20 protein-coding genes are annotated in these 20,178 nt (G+C 35.7%); 15 read left to right on the top strand and 5 right to left on the bottom strand.

All coding sequences use genetic code 11. The features are described from left to right. Positions 1-2 precede the first annotated feature (2 nt). Positions 3-170 carry a hypothetical protein gene (locus tag IGJ50_RS16255; protein ID WP_157804678.1) on the top strand — a complete coding sequence of 56 codons (168 nt, stop codon included), beginning with the start codon at positions 3-5 and terminating at the stop codon, positions 168-170. Positions 171-288: 118 nt separating this feature from the next. Here the strand turns inward: IGJ50_RS16255 and IGJ50_RS16250 are convergent, their stop codons facing one another. Beyond that, on the bottom strand, positions 289-660 hold the full coding sequence (locus tag IGJ50_RS16250) for a PaaI family thioesterase (protein ID WP_429951478.1): 372 nt from the start codon (positions 658-660) through the stop codon (positions 289-291). Positions 661-843: 183 nt separating this feature from the next. Between IGJ50_RS16250 and IGJ50_RS16245 the strand changes: the two genes are divergently transcribed. The 9 genes from IGJ50_RS16245 to menC all read left to right on the top strand — a co-directional run bounded on the left by IGJ50_RS16245 (position 844) and on the right by menC (position 11,793). Then, a complete protein-coding gene (locus IGJ50_RS16245; RefSeq protein ID WP_429951476.1) occupies positions 844-1,227 on the top strand; it encodes a YccF domain-containing protein in 384 nt (127 codons plus the stop codon). 297 nt (positions 1,228-1,524) lie between these two features. Further along, positions 1,525-3,042, top strand: coding sequence for a zinc ABC transporter substrate-binding protein AdcA (locus IGJ50_RS16240; RefSeq protein WP_429951475.1), 1,518 nt, complete (start codon positions 1,525-1,527; stop codon positions 3,040-3,042). A gap of 165 nt (positions 3,043-3,207) precedes the next feature. Then, a complete protein-coding gene (locus IGJ50_RS16235; protein ID WP_429951555.1) occupies positions 3,208-3,708 on the top strand; it encodes an Abi family protein in 501 nt (166 codons plus the stop codon). Between the two features lie 723 nt (positions 3,709-4,431). Beyond that, positions 4,432-5,247 carry a 1,4-dihydroxy-2-naphthoyl-CoA synthase gene (gene menB / locus IGJ50_RS16230; protein ID WP_069640125.1) on the top strand — a complete coding sequence of 272 codons (816 nt, stop codon included), beginning with the start codon at positions 4,432-4,434 and terminating at the stop codon, positions 5,245-5,247. 18 nt (positions 5,248-5,265) lie between these two features. After that, complete coding sequence (locus IGJ50_RS16225) at positions 5,266-6,738, top strand: o-succinylbenzoate--CoA ligase (protein WP_429951473.1); 1,473 nt, start codon at positions 5,266-5,268, stop codon at positions 6,736-6,738. Continuing rightward, positions 6,735-8,117 (top strand): isochorismate synthase, encoded by a 1,383-nt coding sequence (locus tag IGJ50_RS16220; protein WP_429951471.1) that lies wholly within the window; start codon positions 6,735-6,737, stop codon positions 8,115-8,117. The genes IGJ50_RS16225 and IGJ50_RS16220 overlap by 4 nt, the downstream gene beginning before the upstream one ends. After that, positions 8,101-9,834: a 2-succinyl-5-enolpyruvyl-6-hydroxy-3-cyclohexene-1-carboxylic-acid synthase gene (menD, locus tag IGJ50_RS16215; protein WP_429951469.1), complete on the top strand. Its 1,734-nt coding sequence runs from the start codon at positions 8,101-8,103 to the stop codon at positions 9,832-9,834. The genes IGJ50_RS16220 and menD overlap by 17 nt, the downstream gene beginning before the upstream one ends. Then, positions 9,824-10,645, top strand: coding sequence for a 2-succinyl-6-hydroxy-2,4-cyclohexadiene-1-carboxylate synthase (menH, locus tag IGJ50_RS16210; RefSeq protein ID WP_429951468.1), 822 nt, complete (start codon positions 9,824-9,826; stop codon positions 10,643-10,645). Before menD ends, menH begins: the two co-directional genes overlap by 11 nt. Before the next feature lie 38 nt (positions 10,646-10,683). Continuing rightward, positions 10,684-11,793: an o-succinylbenzoate synthase gene (gene menC / locus IGJ50_RS16205; RefSeq protein WP_429951466.1), complete on the top strand. Its 1,110-nt coding sequence runs from the start codon at positions 10,684-10,686 to the stop codon at positions 11,791-11,793. Between the two features lie 55 nt (positions 11,794-11,848). Here the strand turns inward: menC and IGJ50_RS16200 are convergent, their stop codons facing one another. Next, the gene (locus IGJ50_RS16200; protein WP_429951465.1) at positions 11,849-13,375 is read right to left on the bottom strand and encodes an AMP-binding protein; all 1,527 of its coding nucleotides are present in this window, start codon (positions 13,373-13,375) and stop codon (positions 11,849-11,851) included. Between the two features lie 307 nt (positions 13,376-13,682). Here IGJ50_RS16200 and rpsF point away from each other — a divergent pair, with 307 nt between their 5' ends. The 5 genes from rpsF to rplI all read left to right on the top strand — a co-directional run bounded on the left by rpsF (position 13,683) and on the right by rplI (position 17,539). Beyond that, positions 13,683-13,985 carry a 30S ribosomal protein S6 gene (gene rpsF, locus IGJ50_RS16195; protein WP_010762119.1) on the top strand — a complete coding sequence of 101 codons (303 nt, stop codon included), beginning with the start codon at positions 13,683-13,685 and terminating at the stop codon, positions 13,983-13,985. A gap of 48 nt (positions 13,986-14,033) precedes the next feature. Then, positions 14,034-14,585, top strand: a complete 552-nt coding sequence (gene ssb, locus IGJ50_RS16190; protein WP_069640118.1) for a single-stranded DNA-binding protein — start codon at positions 14,034-14,036, stop codon at positions 14,583-14,585. A gap of 25 nt (positions 14,586-14,610) precedes the next feature. Next, the gene (gene rpsR, locus IGJ50_RS16185; protein WP_010762117.1) at positions 14,611-14,850 is read left to right on the top strand and encodes a 30S ribosomal protein S18; all 240 of its coding nucleotides are present in this window, start codon (positions 14,611-14,613) and stop codon (positions 14,848-14,850) included. Between the two features lie 184 nt (positions 14,851-15,034). After that, the gene (locus IGJ50_RS16180) at positions 15,035-17,011 is read left to right on the top strand and encodes a DHH family phosphoesterase (RefSeq protein ID WP_429951463.1); all 1,977 of its coding nucleotides are present in this window, start codon (positions 15,035-15,037) and stop codon (positions 17,009-17,011) included. 75 nt (positions 17,012-17,086) lie between these two features. Then, positions 17,087-17,539: a 50S ribosomal protein L9 gene (rplI, locus tag IGJ50_RS16175; protein WP_429951461.1), complete on the top strand. Its 453-nt coding sequence runs from the start codon at positions 17,087-17,089 to the stop codon at positions 17,537-17,539. A gap of 104 nt (positions 17,540-17,643) precedes the next feature. Here the strand turns inward: rplI and IGJ50_RS16170 are convergent, their stop codons facing one another. From IGJ50_RS16170 to IGJ50_RS16160, 3 genes are read right to left on the bottom strand one after another with little or no spacing between them, the layout of a single operon-like run. Further along, complete coding sequence (locus IGJ50_RS16170; RefSeq protein WP_429951459.1) at positions 17,644-18,411, bottom strand: hypothetical protein; 768 nt, start codon at positions 18,409-18,411, stop codon at positions 17,644-17,646. Continuing rightward, positions 18,398-19,303: a DMT family transporter gene (locus IGJ50_RS16165; protein ID WP_429951457.1), complete on the bottom strand. Its 906-nt coding sequence runs from the start codon at positions 19,301-19,303 to the stop codon at positions 18,398-18,400. Before IGJ50_RS16165 ends, IGJ50_RS16170 begins: the two co-directional genes overlap by 14 nt. A 2-nt stretch (positions 19,304-19,305) precedes the next feature. Continuing rightward, a complete protein-coding gene (locus IGJ50_RS16160; protein ID WP_429951455.1) occupies positions 19,306-20,169 on the bottom strand; it encodes a serine O-acetyltransferase in 864 nt (287 codons plus the stop codon). Positions 20,170-20,178 lie beyond the last annotated feature (9 nt).

Here is a 20,178-nt window from a genome sequence, read left to right as displayed (position 1 = left end):
ATATGACAAACCAAAATGAAAAAATCGAAGCATTAAAAGTAGAAAACGAAAACTTGAGATTACGTTTAGCAACGATGAAAGAGGATAATAAAAATGATCGGAATTCATGGATTTGGGTATTAGTGCCAGTGATGGGAATGCTGATTGGATTAGCAAGAACGATTTTTTAAAAGATAACAAAGAAGGTCTGTGACATGATAACGCTTAGCATTATCATGTCACAAACCTTTAAAAATCGCATAAACGGTGGTTAAAAAGAGACAAGCTTTTATTCCAACCTCGTTGTCATTACTTCTTTATTTTTCGACTCATCAATGTACAACGCCCAACAGCAGTCAATTCCCCAGAAGCATTAAAGATTTTACCTTCCCAAACTTGGAGGGCTTGTCCAATGCGATCGGCTGTAGCAACTACAGTCAACGTTCCATCGACAACACTTTTTAGATGGTTGATTTGAAGATCGATACCAGCGGCATATGAATCCTGATCCAGCTGTTCATTGGCACCTAAACTACAAGCTGTTTCAATCAAAATACCATTCATTCCTCCATGCAAAACGTCATAAGGTTGTTTATGATAATCTTCTATTTTCATTGTTAAGACAACTTTTTCTTTTGATAATTCAGTTGTTTCGATTTTTAGATAGTCTAGTAAATGCATGGAAATCCATCCTCTCGCTTGTTTTGAAGGTAAGTAGTTAAAGTATAGCACAGGTCGTGAGTTCATTAGAGTATGTAGGTATAATCTTTAAACTAGTTTTTATGCTTCAAGCAAGGGTTTATTTCTTGATTTTGTAGTATAATTTATTTTCATAATGAATTAAGAAGAAAGTAGGAACTAAGAATGGGTTGTTTAGGCAATATTATTTGGTTTATTTTTGGCGGTTTTTTTGGTGGGTTGACTTGGCTGTTAGCTGGGCTTTTATGGTGCGTTACCATTATTGGGATTCCGATCGGGTTACAGTGTTTCAAACTTGCAGGATTGAGTTTTTGGCCATTTGGTAAAAGAGTTGTGTATAGCACAAGTACGACCTCATTTTTAGTGAATATTCTTTGGTTGGTTCTCAGTGGCTTCTGGTTAGCTGTAGGGCATTGTATCAGTGGAATTATTTTATGTGTAACAATTATTGGGATTCCTTTTGGAATGCAGTCTTTTAAACTAGCTAAGCTAGCGTTGATGCCATTTGGTGCACAAGTAGTACCTACAAATAGTACTTATATGGAATAATCTTTAAAAAGTCAGCTGATATAAAGTTAACCATTTCGTTTGCCATCATCTGTATAAAATTGAAAAGCAGAGAAAAAACTTAAATGTTTTTTCTCTGTTTTTTAAATGTTTCTTGACAACAGTAAAAAAAATTGTTATATTCTCATGTGATCAAAACGTAACCGTTACGATTTATCCGTGAGAAATCGGAAAGGAGTTCTCAGATGAAAGACTGAGTAATTAAAATTTTTACAAAAAAATTATTCAGATTGGCAATATGCAGAGGAACGAAACTATCGAAATTGAGGGAGATTAAAAATGAAAAAGAAGTCAAAGATTATTATTACAGCAATATTTTTACTAACGATTATTCTAACGGCATGTACAAGACCCACAAACGAAAAAGAAGTCAATAAAGATAAAAAACAGCTAACGATCGTCACTTCTTTTTATCCAATGTATGAATTTACAAGAAATATTGTCGGTGATGCTGGCGAGGTTACATTGATGGTGCCAGCAGGAACTGAAGCACATGATTATGAACCTTCTGCAAAGGAAATCGCTAACTTACAAGATGCGGATGCGTTTGTTTACAATAGTGAATATATGGAAACCTGGGTGCCTAAGATGGAAAAATCACTCAAGAATGTGACCAGTATCAAAGCAAGTGAAGGAATGGTTCTTTTACCCGGGAGTGAAGAGCATGACCATTCAGCAAAGGAAAATCATGAAGGGCATTCTCATGACTATGATCCTCATTTATGGTTGAGTCCCTTTCGTGCAATTAAAGAAGTGGAAACAATCAGAGATGGGTTGATCGACCAATTTCCAGAGCAAAAAACGACATTTACTAAAAATGCAGCTGATTACATTGAAGAGTTAACAGAGCTTAATAAGTTGTATGAAGCAAAGTTGGTGAATGCCAAACAAAAGAATTTTATTACGCAACATACAGCTTTTTCTTATTTAGCCTTAGATTACAACCTAAAACAAGTACCGATCGCAGGGATTTCTCCAGATCAAGAACCAAAACCTTCACGGATTGCGGAATTGAAAGAGCTAGTTGAAGAAACAGGAATCAACTATATCTATTTTGAAGAAAATGCGAATGACCGAGTAGCGAAAACCTTAGCGAGTGAAGCCGGTGTTGAATTACTTGTGTTAAATCCGTTAGAAGGACTTACCAACGATGACATGAAGGCGGGAAAAACGTACATCAGTGTGATGGAAGAGAATTTAGAAGCGCTGATAAAATCAACGGAAGTGACACCTAAAAAAGAAGTAACTGAAACTGCCGTAAATAAGACTGTTTCAAATGGGTACTTTGATGATAAGGATGTTAAAGATCGTGCTCTTTCTGATTATGCAGGTGAGTGGCAATCCGTATTTCCTTATTTAGAAGATGGCACGTTTGACCAAGTATTTGATTATAAAGAGAAATTAACAAAAAAAATGACGGCAGAAGAATACAAAGATTACTATCAAAAAGGGTATCAAACGGATGTTGATCGTATTGATATCAGTAAGGACGCTATGACATTTATAGTGGGGGATAAAAAATACACATCGAAATATAAATACGTAGGAAAAGAAATCTTAACTTACAAAGCTGGAAATCGTGGGGTTCGCTTTTTGTTTGAAGCAACGGAGGATACGCCATATAAGTATGTTCAATTTTCCGATCATGGCATCGCGCCTTCCAAAGCAGCACATTTCCATATCTATTTTGGTAATGAAAGTCAACAAAAATTATTGGAAGAAATGGATAATTGGCCGACTTATTATCCTGTAAGCATGACTGGATTTGAGATTGCACAAGAGATGTTAGCACATTGATAAAGAATGGAAAGAGTTAGATTTAATCCCATAAAAAATCCGTTAGTTGAGATTTTTTATGGGATTATGTTTGAATTAATTCACCTAAATACATGGTGGCTATTTTTATCAATAGTAGGTGGAACGAATCTCCATCGGGAGTAGGATGAATACTGCAAAAATAAGATACTTTCAGAAAATCCTTATTTTGATGTAAGTACATATATTTCTGTAGAAAAAAAGATAATGTCTAGGAATAGAAATAGTGAAAGCTACCATTATGATTTATATGTAAAAAGAAAATGCAATCCACCTTTTTGGGTGTTGATTGAGTTAATGTCTTTTGGGGAGCTGATTAGATTTGTCGAATTTTATTATGAAGTTGATAAATCCAATCGTAATATATTTCATGAGGTATATGAATTATTAAAGTATACTAAAAACTTTAGAGATTCTGCGGCACATAGCCGACTTTTACTTTTGAATATAACAAAGAAAAAACAAATTAATCCTACTCAAAAAGTTACAGAATTTGCCGGTAATGCCGGAATTGCAAAATTAGATAGAAAACAAAGAATTTCAAATATGAAAATATATGATTTTATTTGTATTCTGTTACTAAATGAAAAATATATACAAAGCAGTGCAATGAAAGCTAATAGAAAAAAAGAGCTAATGGAGTTGTGAAAAAGGTGTCTAAAACGAAGTAGTTGTTATAATGAGCATGAAGAGTTTAAAAAGATAGTTGAACTTTTCTGTAAAATCGTTGACTATTATTATTCCAATTGATAAATTATATTCAAAGGAAAAAACGGTACGACCGTTTATCGCTTAATCGCTATGCTGTGATTAAGATGGTTATTCTTAAAAAAACTATTTGATACAAGCAATGTTCAGCTGTTTGTATCAAATAGTTTTTTATTTATAAATAAACTATAGCTAAATTTGCAAAAAAATCAATCGTTTATTTTTGATGAAGTATTACACTTCATTTAAGCGTATCATCATAAAAATATAAATCATTGATGACATTTTTTTCTGACATAAACTTCAAGAAAAGATGTCGTAATAATTAGCTATAAAAAATAGAGGTCCTCCACCTCCTCTTTCATCACACTTTAAACCGTCTATCATTCTAAAAACTACATAATTGTGTATAATAGAAACATTGAAAACAATTTTTTTCTGTCAGAGCTAAGCGGCTTGTTCCGCTTTTATGTTAGCTAGCTACGCAGGCTAGCCTCGACTGGACGAGCCCACTACGCTTTTAAAATTATCTAGCTGCACAAATCAATCCTTAGGAAAATAGATAAATTGTCAGTGAAACAAAGAACGTTTCAATGCCAATTTCCTAATTTTCTACAGGATTAATCGATTTGTTCCGCTTTAAAATTATAAGGAGGTTTCCTCATGAGAAACTGGACAACAATCAAAGAATACGATGAAATTTTATTTGAACAAGAAGGAAAAGTGGCGAAAATTACGATTAATCGCCCTCAAGTACACAATGCCTTTACGCCGAAAACAGTTATGGAAATGATTGATGCATTCAACATTAGCCGTGATAAACAAGATGTCGGCGTGATTATTTTAACGGGTGCAGGAGATAAAGCGTTTTGTTCCGGTGGTGACCAAAAAGTCCGTGGACATGGTGGTTATGTGGGTGAAGATAGTGTTCCTCGCTTAAATGTATTAGATTTACAACGGTTGATTCGTGTGATTCCCAAACCTGTTATTGCGATGGTCAAAGGCTATTCGATCGGTGGAGGAAATGTTCTTCAGCTTGTTTGTGATTTAACGATTGCAGCAGACAATGCAAAATTCGGTCAAACTGGACCGAATGTAGGAAGTTTCGATGGCGGCTATGGTTCTGGCTATTTAGCTCGTGTGGTTGGTCATAAAAAAGCTAAAGAAGTGTGGTTCCTATGCAAACAGTATTCAGCAGAAGAAGCGTTGGATATGGGCTGGATCAATACCGTTGTACCTTTAGCAGATGTTGAAGAGGTTACAATGGAGTGGGCAGAAGAAATGTTGAAGAAAAGTCCGCTTGCTTTACGTATGATCAAAGCATCTTTAAATGCTGATACAGACGGATTGGCTGGAATTCAGCAACTAGCAGGAGATGCGACCTTACTTTATTACACAATGGATGAAGCCAAAGAAGGACGCGATTCATTTAAAGAAAAACGTGATCCTGATTTCGACCAATTCCCTAAATTTCCATAAAATAAAAGGGTGAATAACATGAGTAGTTGGCTGCAAAAACAAGTGAATGAAAGACCGGATCATCCTGCTTTTTACTGGCAGGATGAAGCATGGTCTTTTGCTGAGGTCGCTCAAGAAGTCAAACGATGGACAGCAGCGTTTTCGCTAAAGATACCAAATAAAGAAAAACGAGTTGCGCTATTTAGCCGTAATTCAAAAGAAATGTATTTTTCAATATTAGCTTTGTGGGAATTAGGTAAAGAGCTAGTTTTATTAAATACACATTTAAGCTTGCAGGAACTCCACTACCAATTGACCGATGCAAAGGTGAAGCTGGTGGTGGTTTCTACTGAAAGCTTGCCATTTTTAATTGAATTGGATCAATTAACGCTAATTGAAATGATAGAGCCAGATGGGACTGGAGCAGCTATAGAAGCAGAAATAGACTCTATCTATCAACTTAATGCTACGGCTTCGATCATGTACACTTCAGGTACGACAGGAAATCCTAAAGGCGTCGTGCAATGTTTTAGTAATCATTTGGCTAGTGCTTTGGCAACACAAAAAAATATGAACATTACAAGTGAAGATTGCTGGCTTTGTCCAGTTCCTTTATTTCACATTAGCGGGTTGTCGATCATTATGCGCCAATTAGTGCTGGGTTGTAGTTTCCGTTTATATAGTAAATTTGATGCAAAAATAGTAACAAATGATCTAGCCGATGGTCGGGGGACCGTGATTTCTGTGGTGGCGATTATGCTGCAAGAGTTACTGGAAAATTATCCTAAACAAGGCTATAGCTCAAATTTTAAGGCAATGCTGCTTGGTGGCGGACCAATTTCACCTAAAGCACTAGAAAAATGTGAAAGCTATGGGATTCCGGTGATCCAATCCTATGGTATGACTGAAACCTGTTCCCAAGTGGTTGCTTTGAGTTTTGAAGATGCCACAGCGAAGATTGGTTCTGCAGGCAAGCCACTCTTAGGGATGCAAATCAAAATCGTTGATGACCAAGAGAAACCACTGCAGAAGAATCAAGTGGGAGAAATCTTATTAAAAGGGAAAAATGTCGTTCATAATTATCTAAATGGTACACAATGGCAAGCTGTCAAATGGACGACAGATGATTGGTTTAAAACAGGTGATATGGGGTATTTGGACGAAGAAGGCTATTTATACTTAGTCAGTCGCTTGAGTGAGTTGATTATTTCAGGTGGTGAAAATATTTACCCCACAGAAATCGAACATGTAATTCAAGAGTTTCCAGGGGTAAAAGAAGTTGCCGTCGTTGGTGAAGCCGATGTAAAATGGGGCGCTGTTCCAGTCGCTTATATTGTGGGAGAATCGACAGTCACTTTAGAAAAAATCAATGAATTTGCTAAACACTATTTAGCAAAATACAAACTACCTAAACAGCTCTATTTATGCCATTCACTACCAAAAACAGCTAGCGGTAAATTAGCAAAACATCGCTTAACAACAAGAGAAAGGGAGGCTTTTTTAAGCAAATGAGCATTCCTAAAGGATTAGAACAAGCCTATGAAAAAGGTTATCGTCAATTTAGCTGGGTCAAAGAAATAAATGAAAAGACAGATTCTTTGCGTACTTCTTTTATGAAGGGACAAAATGTATTTAAAGGTGAACGATTTTATTGGCAAACGCCGGAAAAAAACTTTACGCTAGTCGGATTTGGCAAAGAAAAAGAATTAGTGCATGATCTTGCTTCATTTGAACAAGTAGATCGTTTTATTTTAGAAGAAAAAGAAAAAATTTATCAAAACTGTTCTATTACAGGAACGGGGGCTATTTTATTTGGTGGTTTTGCCTTTGACGATAAGCAAACGAAGCAAAATGATTGGGGCAGTTTGGCGCAAGGTTTATTTTATTTACCCGTTTTTTTACTAACAGAAACAGCTGGAAAAGTCTATCTTACAATGAACTTCAGCGCTGAAAATAAAGAAATATTGCACAAAAAATGGCTAGAGCTGACTTCAGAATTTGTTGAAATAATGACGACTACACTAGTAAAAAATCAAGACAGTACACAAATTAAAACAGAGGAAGTCGCTGTAGCTCAATGGTTGACGGTTGTTGACGAAACGGTGAAGAAGCTCAAAGAAGCAGGACCATTAGAGAAGGTTGTTTTAGCACGACGGATGAAGGTAAAAAGTAACAGTCCTTTTCAAGCAGATGTTATTTTAAAAAATCTGCAGCGCCAACAGACAAATACTTATTTTTTTGTTTTGGAATCAAAGGATCATATATTTATCGGAGCTACACCAGAACGCTTACTAAAAGCGTCTAAAACGACCTTTTCAACAGCTAGTATAGCAGGGTCTGTTTCACGTGGAACAACGCAAACTGAGGACGAATCTTTGGGTAATTATTTATTGAATGATAGGAAGAATAAGCAGGAGCATAGGATAGTCGTGGATAGAATTGTCAAAGAATTGGAAGCGATGACTGGAACTTTGATTCAGACACAAAAACCACAGTTATTAAAAAATCGAGATATTCAGCATTTATACTTACCGATTGTAGGGAAAAGACAAAAAGAATATCGCTTCTTGCAAGGAATCAAGCAGTTACATCCAACGCCTGCATTAGGTGGGGAACCTAAAGAATTGGCTATGGAATGGCTCAAAGAACATGAACAGCTAGATCGAGGGTTATATGGCGCGCCAATCGGATGGGTCGCTATTAAAGAGGATATAGGAGAATTTGCCGTGGGAATTCGTTCTGCTGTATTGTCTGGCAATATTGGCTACTTGTATGCGGGGTGTGGCATTGTTAAAGATTCACAAGCAGAACAAGAAAGAATCGAAACAAAAATCAAGTTTCAACCGATGTTAAGAGGAATAGGTGGGGATGAGTATGACAAGTCAAAGTGAAATGACCAACTATTTACACGCTTTTGTTGAAGGAATGATCAGTAATGGCGTAGTACAAGCTGTAATCAGCCCAGGTTCTCGTTCTACTCCATTAGCCTTATTGTTACACCGTCAGGAAAAGATTGAGACCTTTATCGAGGTAGATGAACGCTCGGCTGCTTTTTTTGCCTTAGGATTAAGCAAAACGAGTGGCAAACCTGTTGTTTTATTATGTACATCAGGAACAGCAGCAGCAAATTATTATCCAGCGGTTTGTGAAGCTTACGCTAGTCATATTCCATTGCTCGTTCTTACAACCGATCGACCGCATGAATTAAGACAAGTTGGTGCACCACAAGCCATGGATCAATTTCATTTATTTCAAGGTCATGTAAAACTATTCATAGAAATGGCAATTCCAGAAGGAAGCAAAACAATGTTGGACTATTCCTATTGGCAAGGAATGCGGGCGACAGATACAGCTTGCCAAACACCAAAAGGGCCTATTCATTTGAATTTTCCATTAAGAGAGCCACTATTACCTGATTTGACGCATCCAATGCTTGCTGAAAAAACAACAGAAGTCATTGTAGGAAAAAAACAATTGTCCGAATCACAATTAATGATGTGTGCCAATGCCTGGCAGGGAAAAAAAGGGGTTTTAGTGGTGGGTGGCAGTCATACGCCAGAAGAAGCTGGATTATTTATTGAATTAGCAGAAACATTGAACTGGCCGATCATTAGTGATCCATTAGCCAATATTACATCTAATAGTAAGACTAGTCCGCTGATCATGAGCTGTGCGGATTTATTTATCCAAGAAGTAGACATGAACCACCGACCAGAAGTTGTTGTTCGCTTTGGTATGCTTCCTATTTCAAAAAATACGATGTTTTGGTTACAATCACTGAATGAAGATGAAACAATGATTTATTTTATTGATGAAACAGGTGAGTGGCAAGATCAACTAAAGCAAGTTCAGACGGCAATTCAAGTAGAAGAACAAACTTTTGTTCAAATGCTCCTAAATAAAATCAAAGTACAGACATCTGTTTCTTGGCGAAATCAATGGATCAATTGGCAAAAAGCGACAGAACAATTATTAAAAGAATTTAGTGAAATGAACACATTAAATGAAACATCAGCTAGTGTTCTTGTCCATGAAAAAATGGCGGAAGATGGGCAATTGTTTGTTTCGAATAGCAATGCTATCCGCTTTTTAGATCGATTTGCTAGCGCTGAAAATAATGTCTATCAGTTGTTCGGTAATCGAGGTATAAATGGGATCGATGGTATTGTGTCAACTGCGTTAGGAATGTGTGCGATAAATCCTGATCGCCAGAATATATTATTGATTGGTGATTTGGCTATGTATCATGATATGAATGGTCTGTTACTCGCAAAACGATACAAATTACCCTTAACGATTGTTTTATTGAATAATAATGGCGGTGGTATTTTTTCTTTTCTGTCACAACGTCAGTTGGAGACAGATGATTTTGAGCCCATTTTCGGTACCCCGATTGATTTAGATTTTTCTTTAGTGGCGCAATTATATGATGCGGAATATGTGAAAGCTGTAAGTTTGGAGCAACTGGATTGCTTATTAGAAAAGACGAAGAAACAGCCAAAATTTCAGCTTATTGAAGTAGTTGGTGATCGTCAAGACAACGTGTTGTTGTACGAGAAAGTTGTAAAAAGTTTGAGAGAAATCTTTGGGATAGATTATGAAAAGTAATGTAAACGGCGTAAATTACTATTATGAATGGCTTTCTGGCTATCAAGCAGACCGCTCAACATTGGTTTGCTTCCATGGGTTTACCGGCAGCAGTCAGACATTTGTTTCAGTTTTTCAAGAAATGACCGATTTCAACATTCTAGTGATTGATTTGATTGGGCATGGAAAAACGGATTGTTATGTCCATCCATACCGCTATCAAATAGACTGTTTATGTCAAGATATTGCTTTATTGACTAAACAACTAGGCATCGAATACTTTGTCTTATTGGGCTATTCAATGGGGGCTAGAGCAGCTTTAGTATTTACTTATCTATATCCTCAAAAAGTGCAGCAATTGATCTTAGAAAGCGGTTCTCCTGGGTTAGAAAGTGCGACAGCTCGCTTGAGACGCAAACAATCAGATGAATATTTAGCTAGTTTTATCATGAGTCATCCTATCGACGACTTTGTTAATAAATGGGAGAAACTGCCTCTTTTTGATAGTCAAAAAAGACTAACGCTTCACGTTCAAAAAGCGATTCGGCAAGAGCGATTAGCGCAGCAAAGTTTTGGGCTTGCGTGCAGTTTATGGTTTATGGGGACAGGGGTTCAGCCTTCACTTTGGCAAGAGTTACACAACATACATGTGCCGATATTGCTGATTGTAGGAGCGCTTGATCCAAAGTTTCAACAAATCGCTATAGAGATGAAAGAAAAGCAACCAAATCTAACAATTGAAATCGTAGATGATGTAGGCCACTGTGTTCATTTAGAGAAGCCCTCCACATTTGAAAAAATTATTTATTCTTTTTTAGCTAAATTTGTCTGACATAAACACTACATTTTTAGAATAAGGAGGAGATACTGATGGAAATTCATCGCATTGATCGTTATCGTGTTCGATTACCTTTACGGATTCCCTTTGAAACAAGTTATGGTCAGTTAACAGAAAAAGCGTTTGATATTTTGGTGGTGACGGATGATCAGGGGAATCAAGGGATAGGAGAACTTGTTCCTTTTGAGCAACCAGATTACATAGAAGAGACAATCGAGACTGCACGAATCATGATTGAAAACTATCTGATTCCTTTGTTGAAAGATGTAGATATTCGACATCCTAAAGAAATAGCACTGCTTTTTGATGAAGTAAAAGGCAATTATATGGCTAAATCCAGTCTTGAGACGGCTATCTGGGACTTATACGCCAAACGGGAAGGAAAGAGCCTAAAAACATATTTTGAGGATACTCGAACCCAAATCCCAGTTGGTGTCAGTGTGGGAATTCAAACTGATCTAACCAAATTGGTCACTCAAATTACTCAGTATGTGGCACTTGGTTATCAAAGAATCAAATTGAAAATCCGTCCGGGTTATGATTTAAAACCAATCGAAGCAATTCGTCATAGATTTCCTGACTTAACATTGATGGTAGATGCTAATTCAGCGTATACCATTAATGACATGTCGCATTTGAAGCAATTTGATGATTACGACTTAGCAATGATTGAACAACCTTTTGCTGCAAATGATTTTTTAGACCACGCACAATTGCAAAAAGAAATAAAAACAGATATCTGTTTAGATGAAAATATTCGAACCCTTAAAGATTGCGAATTAGCGTATGCTCTTGGAAGCTGTCGAAGCATCAATTTAAAAATTCCCAGAGTAGGCGGCATAACGGAAGCATTGAAAATAGTCGGTTTCTGTAAAGAAAAAAATCTTCAGGTATGGTTAGGTGGAATGTTTGAATCGGGTGTTGGAAGAGCGTTAAACTTACAGTTTGCCTCACAAAAAGTCTTTACATTTCCAGGAGACATTTCAGCTTCAGATCGTTATTATTATGAGGATATCATTACGAACCCTTTTGTGATTGAAAACGGCGAGATTGCTGTACCTGATGGGCTAGGGATCGGTGTTACTTTATCTAAAGAAGCGTTAGCGAAATATGGACTCTACGAAACAATATCTACTAACTAAAAAGAATCACAGGCAAAAGGAAACATTTGTCTGTGATTCTTTTTAGTTATGAGAGTTATTCTTCCTTCAGAGCTTTTTCAATTTGTAATCGTTGGACTTTCATCGTAGCTGTACGAGGAATTTCGTCCCAATCCATAATAATTGGTTTGTTTAAATGAGGTAAATCAGTGACTTGTTCCCACCAAGCATCCCAGTCCATCCCTTGTTTTGGATCAACAGCCAAGATTGGTTGAGGAGAATTATTTTTTGCTCTGACGATAATCACTTCTTGAAGAAAATCTAGTGCATCCAACAAATGATCTTCAATTGCTAAATTACTATCGACTTTTTCAATCAAATCTACTTGACGGTCTTTCAAGAATAAATGGCCATTTTCATCCATAAAACCATAATCACCACTGTCCCACCAAGGACCGAAAACCGTTGCTTGAAAACGATTATCTTCTTTATAGTATGTTAATGCACGTCCTTTAGATAAAAATTGGATATGACCATCTGTCAAAGCCGGTAAAACATTGCCTTCTTTATCTGCGATTCGAGCTTCGGTCAATCCTTCTAAGCCAACCCCCATATCACGAGCATCAGATGTTTTTAGGGATTCTAAGGTATGAGCCTTCAAAATCATTGGACCACATTCACTTTGTCCATAAACTTGAAGAAAAATTGGCTCATTTTTTTCTGAAGCTTTTAAGAAGCTAGCCATCGTGGCATTGTTGATTGCATCAAAAGTAGAATGGTAATAACGAATACTTGCGAAAGCTTCGGGTTGTCTTTTTGCCAAAGAAGTCCACTGAACGAAATTATTTGGATGAGTCTCAAGAGCAATCGGTTCATGTTTTAAGAGCATTTCCGCAACAGAATCACTATTTGATATCGATAATGGCATCAGTGGGAAACCCATTGCCATCAAAGAAGAGATGCCAATATTAAAACGAGAGTGAACGGGTGAAATATGGAATCCAACCATTTTTTTCTCAGCGATTTTTGTGAAAATTGTTTTTTGCCATTTTGTACGCCACCCCATCGAATTAGCAGAATGACAAATTAGTTTAGGAATGCCAGTTGTCCCAGAAGTATGTGTCATATATGCAATCGTATCTTTAGGTAATTCCACTTGAGAAACTTTGTTCGCAGGAGCTTGCAAAAGTCTAGTAACTGAAATCTGTTTGTCTGGTGTACTATTTTTTACTTTTGCTATTTTTTCTGCGGTTTCATCATCAAATAGGATAAACGGATTTTCCAAACGATCTACAAAAACTTCAATCGTTTCAGTTGGAAAATGATAAGAAATCATTACTGGAACAGCACCTAAATATGAAGCAGCAACGGCTAACAAATACGTATCAAATTTTGAGCTTTTGAAAATAATGATTTTATCTTCTGCCTGGACTCCTAAACTGGCTAATTGATAGGAACGGTTCAAAATCGCCTCGTGACTTAATTGGTAGGTGTAATTTGTTCCAAGTTCAGGAAAAGCTGGCAATGGTTCATCGTGAACAATGGCAGTTTCAGGGGCATTAAGTGCCGCCTTAAGATAGTTTGTGTATAAGTTTAGCGGTTGGTATTCTAACAATTGATTCAAGGTAACAGCATCCTTTCAAACTACATTAAAGTATTTGTGTAATTTCAAACAAGGATAGTATATCATGAAAAATAAATAACCTAAATCAATAGCAAAAAAAATGAAAAAAGCGAATTTGTACGTATATTTAAAGTAAGACCTGAGAGAAAAAAAGATTGCTAAAAAAAGATCAAAAATTGCTAAGAACACTTGATTTTATCAGCTTTTAGCTGTATAATGAAGCCTTGTGAGTAGTCTATATATTTTAGATAACTCTCCTTGCTCTTAGCAAACTAAGAGCCTAAAGTCCATAGGGAGGTGAAAATCAATGAGTCAAGTTACGAATTATGAAGTTATGTACATCATTCGTCCGAACATTGATGAAGAAGCAAAAACTGCTTTAGTAGAACGTTTCGATACAATCTTGAAAGATAACGGAGCAGAAGTTATCGAATCAAAAGATTGGGAAAAACGCCGCTTAGCATATGAAATGAACGGATTCCGTGAAGGCATCTATCATATCGTTAAAGTATCTTCTCCATCAACTGCAGGAGCAATCAATGAATTTGATCGTCTTGCTAAAATCAATGACGATATTATCCGTCACATGATTATCAAGGAAGAAGCATAACCAATTGTTTCACGTGAAACATTTGGATTGACGAAAGGAGATGTTTAAATGATTAACAACGTTGTATTAGTTGGAAGACTAACAAAAGATCCCGATTTACGATATACATCTAGTGGTTCGGCAGTTGCGACATTTACTCTAGCGGTAAACCGGAACTTTACGAATGCAAATGGAAATCGTGAAGCAGATTTTATTAACTGTGTGATTTGGCGTAAACCTGCTGAAACAATGGCAAACTATGCGCGTAAAGGTACATTATTAGGCGTAACTGGTCGCATTCAAACTAGAAATTACGAGAATCAACAAGGTCAACGTGTTTACGTGACTGAAGTTGTATGTGAGAATTTCCAGTTGTTAGAGTCTCGTTCTGCATCAGAACAAAGACAAACAACAGAAGGATCAGATTCGACACCAAGTTACAATGCTGGTGGCGGAAGTTTCCAACAACCACAGAATAATAATTTTTCAGGACAAAACAATTTTAATCAATCATCCTCTCAGTCTAGTAATAACGGTATGCCTGATTTTGATAGAGATTCTGACCCATTCAGTGGTTCAGGTTCGACTATTGACATTTCAGATGATGATTTACCATTCTAAACGAATTTGATAGGAGGGAATAAGAATGGCACAACAAAGAAGAGGCGGACGTAAACGCCGTAAAGTTGATTATATTGCAGCAAACCATATTGAGTATATTGACTATAAAGATATTGAGTTACTAAAAAAATTCATTTCTGAACGTGGAAAAATTTTGCCACGTCGTGTAACAGGTACAGGTGCTAAGAACCAACGCAAATTAACAATTGCAATCAAACGCGCACGTATCATGGGCCTATTACCATTTGTTGGTGAAGAGCAATAATATAGAATTATGAAGGATCAAAGAACTAGTTCTTTGATCCTTTTTTTATTATTTTTTTTATTATTCTTTATTAGAGTACATAATTTGCCTCGAAATGTTTCACGTGGAACATTTTGAGGTTCGCAGAAATTCCTTTTTTATGCTAAAATAACCTTATCTGCAGAATAATGGGGGAGTCATTATAATGAAAGAAAATAGAGTGAAGCGGATTTTAGGGGTTGTATTCGTTCTCTTTTTATTAGAAGTAATGCTATTGTTCTTCATATCTAATAAATATTTAATTTTAGCTGGATTATTGATACTCAACTTTATACTGATCAATCGAATTTTCTATTTGGTCAAAAAAATTGAAATATCGAATACAGAAAAAATTAGAGAAGCCAGTTCGATTGCAGAAAAGTCGTTGGATTATGCTTTCAACGAAGTATCTGTAGGGATCATAAATTATGATTCTACTACCAAAGAAGCGAAGTGGTTAAATCCTTTTGCAGAAGCTATTTTTCGGAAAGATGGACAAACACTTATTAGTCCAGAATTAATCCAGACATATGTATCACTAGCTGAAAAAGGCAAGGACATATTTAAAGTTGGTGAGCATGTTTATCGCTTTAATATTGACACAAGTCAAAATACAATTACTTTTAAAGATATTACAGAAGAGAGTAACTTGTACCATGAGAAAATAGAAATGCAGACAGCTATTGGGATTGTTTCAGTTGATAATTATGATGATATTACCGATAATATGGACGAAAAAGAGATATCGTACTTAAATAGTTTTATTACTACAATGGTTTCTGATTGGATGGATGAATATCATGTTTTTTATAAACGACTAAATGCTGAACGGTATTTTTTTATTGCACAGTTAGAAGATGTAAAAAAGATGATGGAATCAAAATTTCAAATTTTAGATAATATCAGAAAAGAATCTAGCACAAGAGAAATAGCGATCACACTAAGTATGGGAATCTCCTATGGTGGCGAAACGCTAAGTCAAACAGGAAATACAGCTCAAACGAATTTAGATACAGCTTTAGTCAGAGGTGGAGATCAAGTTGTTGTGAAAGAGGCGAAAGATAATGCTAAACCACTCTTTTATGGTGGACGATCAGCATCTGTAGCCAAGAGAACGCGTGTTCGTTCTCGTGCAATGAGCACCGCGATTCGTGGGATTTTATCTGAATCATCAGATGTTTATATCATGGGGCATCGTTTTCCAGATATGGATGCAATTGGTTCGGCCTTTGGGATGGCTCGATTAGCTGGATTTCACAATAAAGAAGCATGGGTTGTCTTAGATAAAAGGGAAAGTATTCCCGATGTTGAACGAGTGATGACCGAGTTGGAGAAGTATCCTGAACAGGCTAAGCAAATCATTACACCAAAAGAAGCAATGAAAAGAAAAACAGACAGTAGTTTGTTGATCATGGTTGATTACCACAAGCCCTCGCTTTCGATCTCACAAGAGTTATACGAACAATTTGATAAAGTTGTGATCATTGATCATCATCGGCGTGGCGATGAATTCCCAGTGAAACCATTGCTTACGTATATCGAATCATCTGCATCATCTGCATCAGAGCTAGTGACGGAATTGATCGAGTATCAAAGTAACGCACAAAAACGTTTAGACAAACTCGAAGCTACGTTGCTACTAGCTGGTATCGTTGTCGATACCAAGAGTTTCAGTGTTCGGACTACAGCACGTACATTTGACGTGGCTAGCTATTTGAGAACTTGTGGTGCCGATTCATCTTTAGTACAATATCTACTGAGTTCAGATTTAACAAGTTACTTGGAAATGAACAGCTTGATTGCTAAAAGTGAATATGTTACTCCAGATACAGTTATCGTTACAGGTAGTGAAGACAAAGAATACGATAGTGTCACGGCAGCTAAAACTGCAGATACATTGTTATCAATGGTCGGAATCAACGCAGCATTTGTCATAACTAAACGAACAGATAAACAAATTGGGATCAGTGCACGAAGTAATGGGTCAATAAACGTCCAACTAATTATGGAAAATCTTGGTGGAGGTGGTCATTTTACTAATGCTGCGGTACAATTATCTAATGAAACAGTAGCTGAGGTAAAAGAGCAACTGCTGAAAGTGATTCATCAAAATATAGATATAATGTATGATCCAGCTCCATAAGCTAGTCATGTTTTTAATGGTATCTAGCTTCACAGAAAAAGCTCTCTCAGTTTTTAAATAAGGAGGAATAATAGTATGAAAGTTATTTTTTTACAAGATGTCAAAGGCAAAGGAAAAAAAGGTGAAGTGAAGGAAGTACCTGCTGGGTATGCCCAAAACTTCCTAATTAAAAATGGATTTGCTAAAGAGGCAAATAAAGGCAACATCAGTGCTCTTGCTGGTCAAAAAAAAGCACAAGACAAGCATGATGCAGAAGTATTGGCAGAAGCTAAAAAAATGCAAGAGTTTTTAGAAAAAGAAGAGACTGTTGTAGAGCTTAAAGCGAAGGCTGGGGAAGATGGACGTCTCTTTGGGTCTATTCCTTCAAAACAAATTGCCGAGGCCTTAAACAAGCAATATAACGTTAAATTAGATAAACGCAAGATCGAGCTGTCACAACCAATTCGTGCCTTAGGTTTTACAAAAGTTCCAGTGAAATTACATCACGAAGTGACTGCGACGATCAAAGTTCACGTTGTTGAAGAATAATTAATTAAGTTATCTGTTAATCTAGATATCAACTAAACAAGGAGAGCAGAGCCACTATTTTTTAGTGGCTCTGCTCTCCTTGTTCGTGTAAACTATATTACTTTTTAGTTAATCAGTATATCAGCTTCTGTTACATAATCTTCTTTACAAAGAGACCAATCATCAACAACGGCAATCAATCTTTCGGTATTCTTTCCTTTTGTTTTTCTTCGAACTGTTATTTTTGATAACTGATTTGTATTTTTTACATGCATACCACCGCAAGGAATTTCAAATGAATCACATTTCCAATCCCATGCATCCTCAATTCCATTGTGCATCGTTGTTTCTATTGGAAAAGAAGATACTAGTAAAAATTCAACTTTTTGATTTATTTTTACTATGTCGTCTTCAGAAAACTTATTTGAAGATGAAAAGTCTAATCGAGCAGAGTTGGTTTCAATTTTACAACCTTTAATATATTTTGTAATATCAGGTCGAACTTCTATTGCAGCCATCAATGCCAAATGAATAGCAGTGTGATGAAGAGTGGTTTTAATTCTATGATTGATGTCTAGCTTTATTTGTATAGTATCACCAACCGTAAAATCTGGTAAAGTACTTCGTTCAACGTGATGGTAAATTGGAGTATCGACTTGAATAAGTGGAAAATCAGGGATTACTAGGGGTTTTCCGAGTCCTTTTTTTGTATCGTTAAAAGTAATGGATTTGTCATTTGTTACAAGCCAACCTTTGTCACCGATTTGACCACCACCTTCTGGAAATGCAACAGTTCGATCTGTGATAATCCCTTTTTCATCAACTTTAATAATGGTAGCTAAACAATCTGTTTGAAAAGAATTTTGGTAATATAATTTTTCAGTTTTCATCATATTCTAAGGCTCCATTTCTCTTTTTAGGAATCTTTTTTGCGTAGTAAACACCAGTTAATGTTATAAAAATGCCGATAATTTCATTTAGAGTAAGATGCTCGCTGAATATAAAGAAAGAGTAGACAGCTGCAACAACAGGTTGAGTTAAAGTAATGATTGAGGATATTGTAGCATTCACATTTCCTAAACAGTAAGATAACAGACCTTGACCGAATATTTGTGAAATCAATGCTAAGCCAACTAATGGTAATAGCTCATTTAATGTTTTTGGAAAATGAAAACCTTCAGTGAAGTACATTGCTATGCTTAAAACTGCCAAACTGCCAATTGTGCTGACTAGCATAATAACATTAGTATTTATACGTTCTCTAAGCTTGTAAACAGTTAATAAAAAGCCTGAATAAAAAATAGATGTTAATAAAGCAAGCCCATCTCCTTTCATAGTATAAACGAAGTTGGGTGATATTTTTCCGGACAGTAAAACGACAACACCTAGTAAAGTTATGACAGCTCCCAATAGAAACTGTTTATTAATTTTTTCTTTAAAAATAAAATAAGAGATAGGTATTACTGTAAAGGGTGTCAGATTAGCAAATAAGTTTGCGTTAGCTACGGTAGTATATTTAAATGAAATATTCCATAAAATTAAATCTAAGGCCAAAAAAATTCCAGCTATAATAATAATGATTCCTTGTTTTCTTGTAAGTTTTCTTGCTTGCTTTGCAGAAAAAGGAAGTAGAAAGGGGATAGAGAAAAGTACACGATAAAAAGCTGTATTAATTGGCGGTAATGTGCTCATTTTCACAAATATACCACCAGTTGCAAGAAAACAAATTGCAAGGAAGATTAGTAAAATATATCTAAGCTCATTTTTACGTTCGATAGTTCTCATATTTAACTCCTCAAATCTGTAATAATAAATTCATTTTGTCTATCTGATGTATCCCAAAAGACTAATTTTAAAGATGATAGTTTAGATATTCCAGAATGAATTATTATTTTATTTTTTTCGATACTGCTTATTGGTAATAATTGATTAATCTGATAACATTCGATTTTCTTAAATTTTCTCAAGTCTTTTCCAATAAGAAAAATAGTGATGTTATTTTTATCTGGCCAATAACCTGTATAAAGCAAATTACTTTTATTTATGTTACGTTCAATTTGAAAGACGGAGGAGACAATAACTTTAGAATCTTTGGGAATATCTTGTTTTATAATAGCATTGGGACTAATTTTTACATTGTCGCCTATCTTTATACGACCAAAAAGTTTACAAAAACCACCAATTTCTACATTATTGCCAATAATGGGATGTCTAGCTTCGTTTTTATTTGTAGCTATTTCATTGGCTCCAAGTATTACATTTTGCAAAAAGTAGCAATTATCACCGATTATACAGGTTTCACCAATAACTGTTCCAGTACCATGATCTAAAACAAAGTTTTTTCCGATTTTTGCTGCTGGATGAATTTCAATATTGGATAAAAGTTTAGCAAATTCGGAAATCTTTTTTGCGAGCGATTGGTTTCCACTTAAATACAGGTAATGAGCAAGTCTATAATGTAAGACAGCTTCATAAGAAATACTGGTATCTATTAACTTTTTTTTGTCTCCTTTGCTACTAGGATCTTTTTGAGAAAAGCTATTTAAATCGCCTTCGGCTAGAGCAACGATAACATTTAAGTCTTTTAGGTTTAAATTTATTTTAAATAGGATAAGAATCCTATTTACTTTTTGTACTATAGAGTCTTTCATTTTATTCAT

Source organism: Enterococcus sp. AZ101 (assembly GCF_050499005.1).
Lineage (GTDB): Bacteria > Bacillota > Bacilli > Lactobacillales > Enterococcaceae > Enterococcus_L > Enterococcus_L ureilyticus.
The sequence above is the reverse complement of the archived record's forward strand: the minus strand, read 5'-3'. Positions and strand labels throughout refer to the sequence as shown.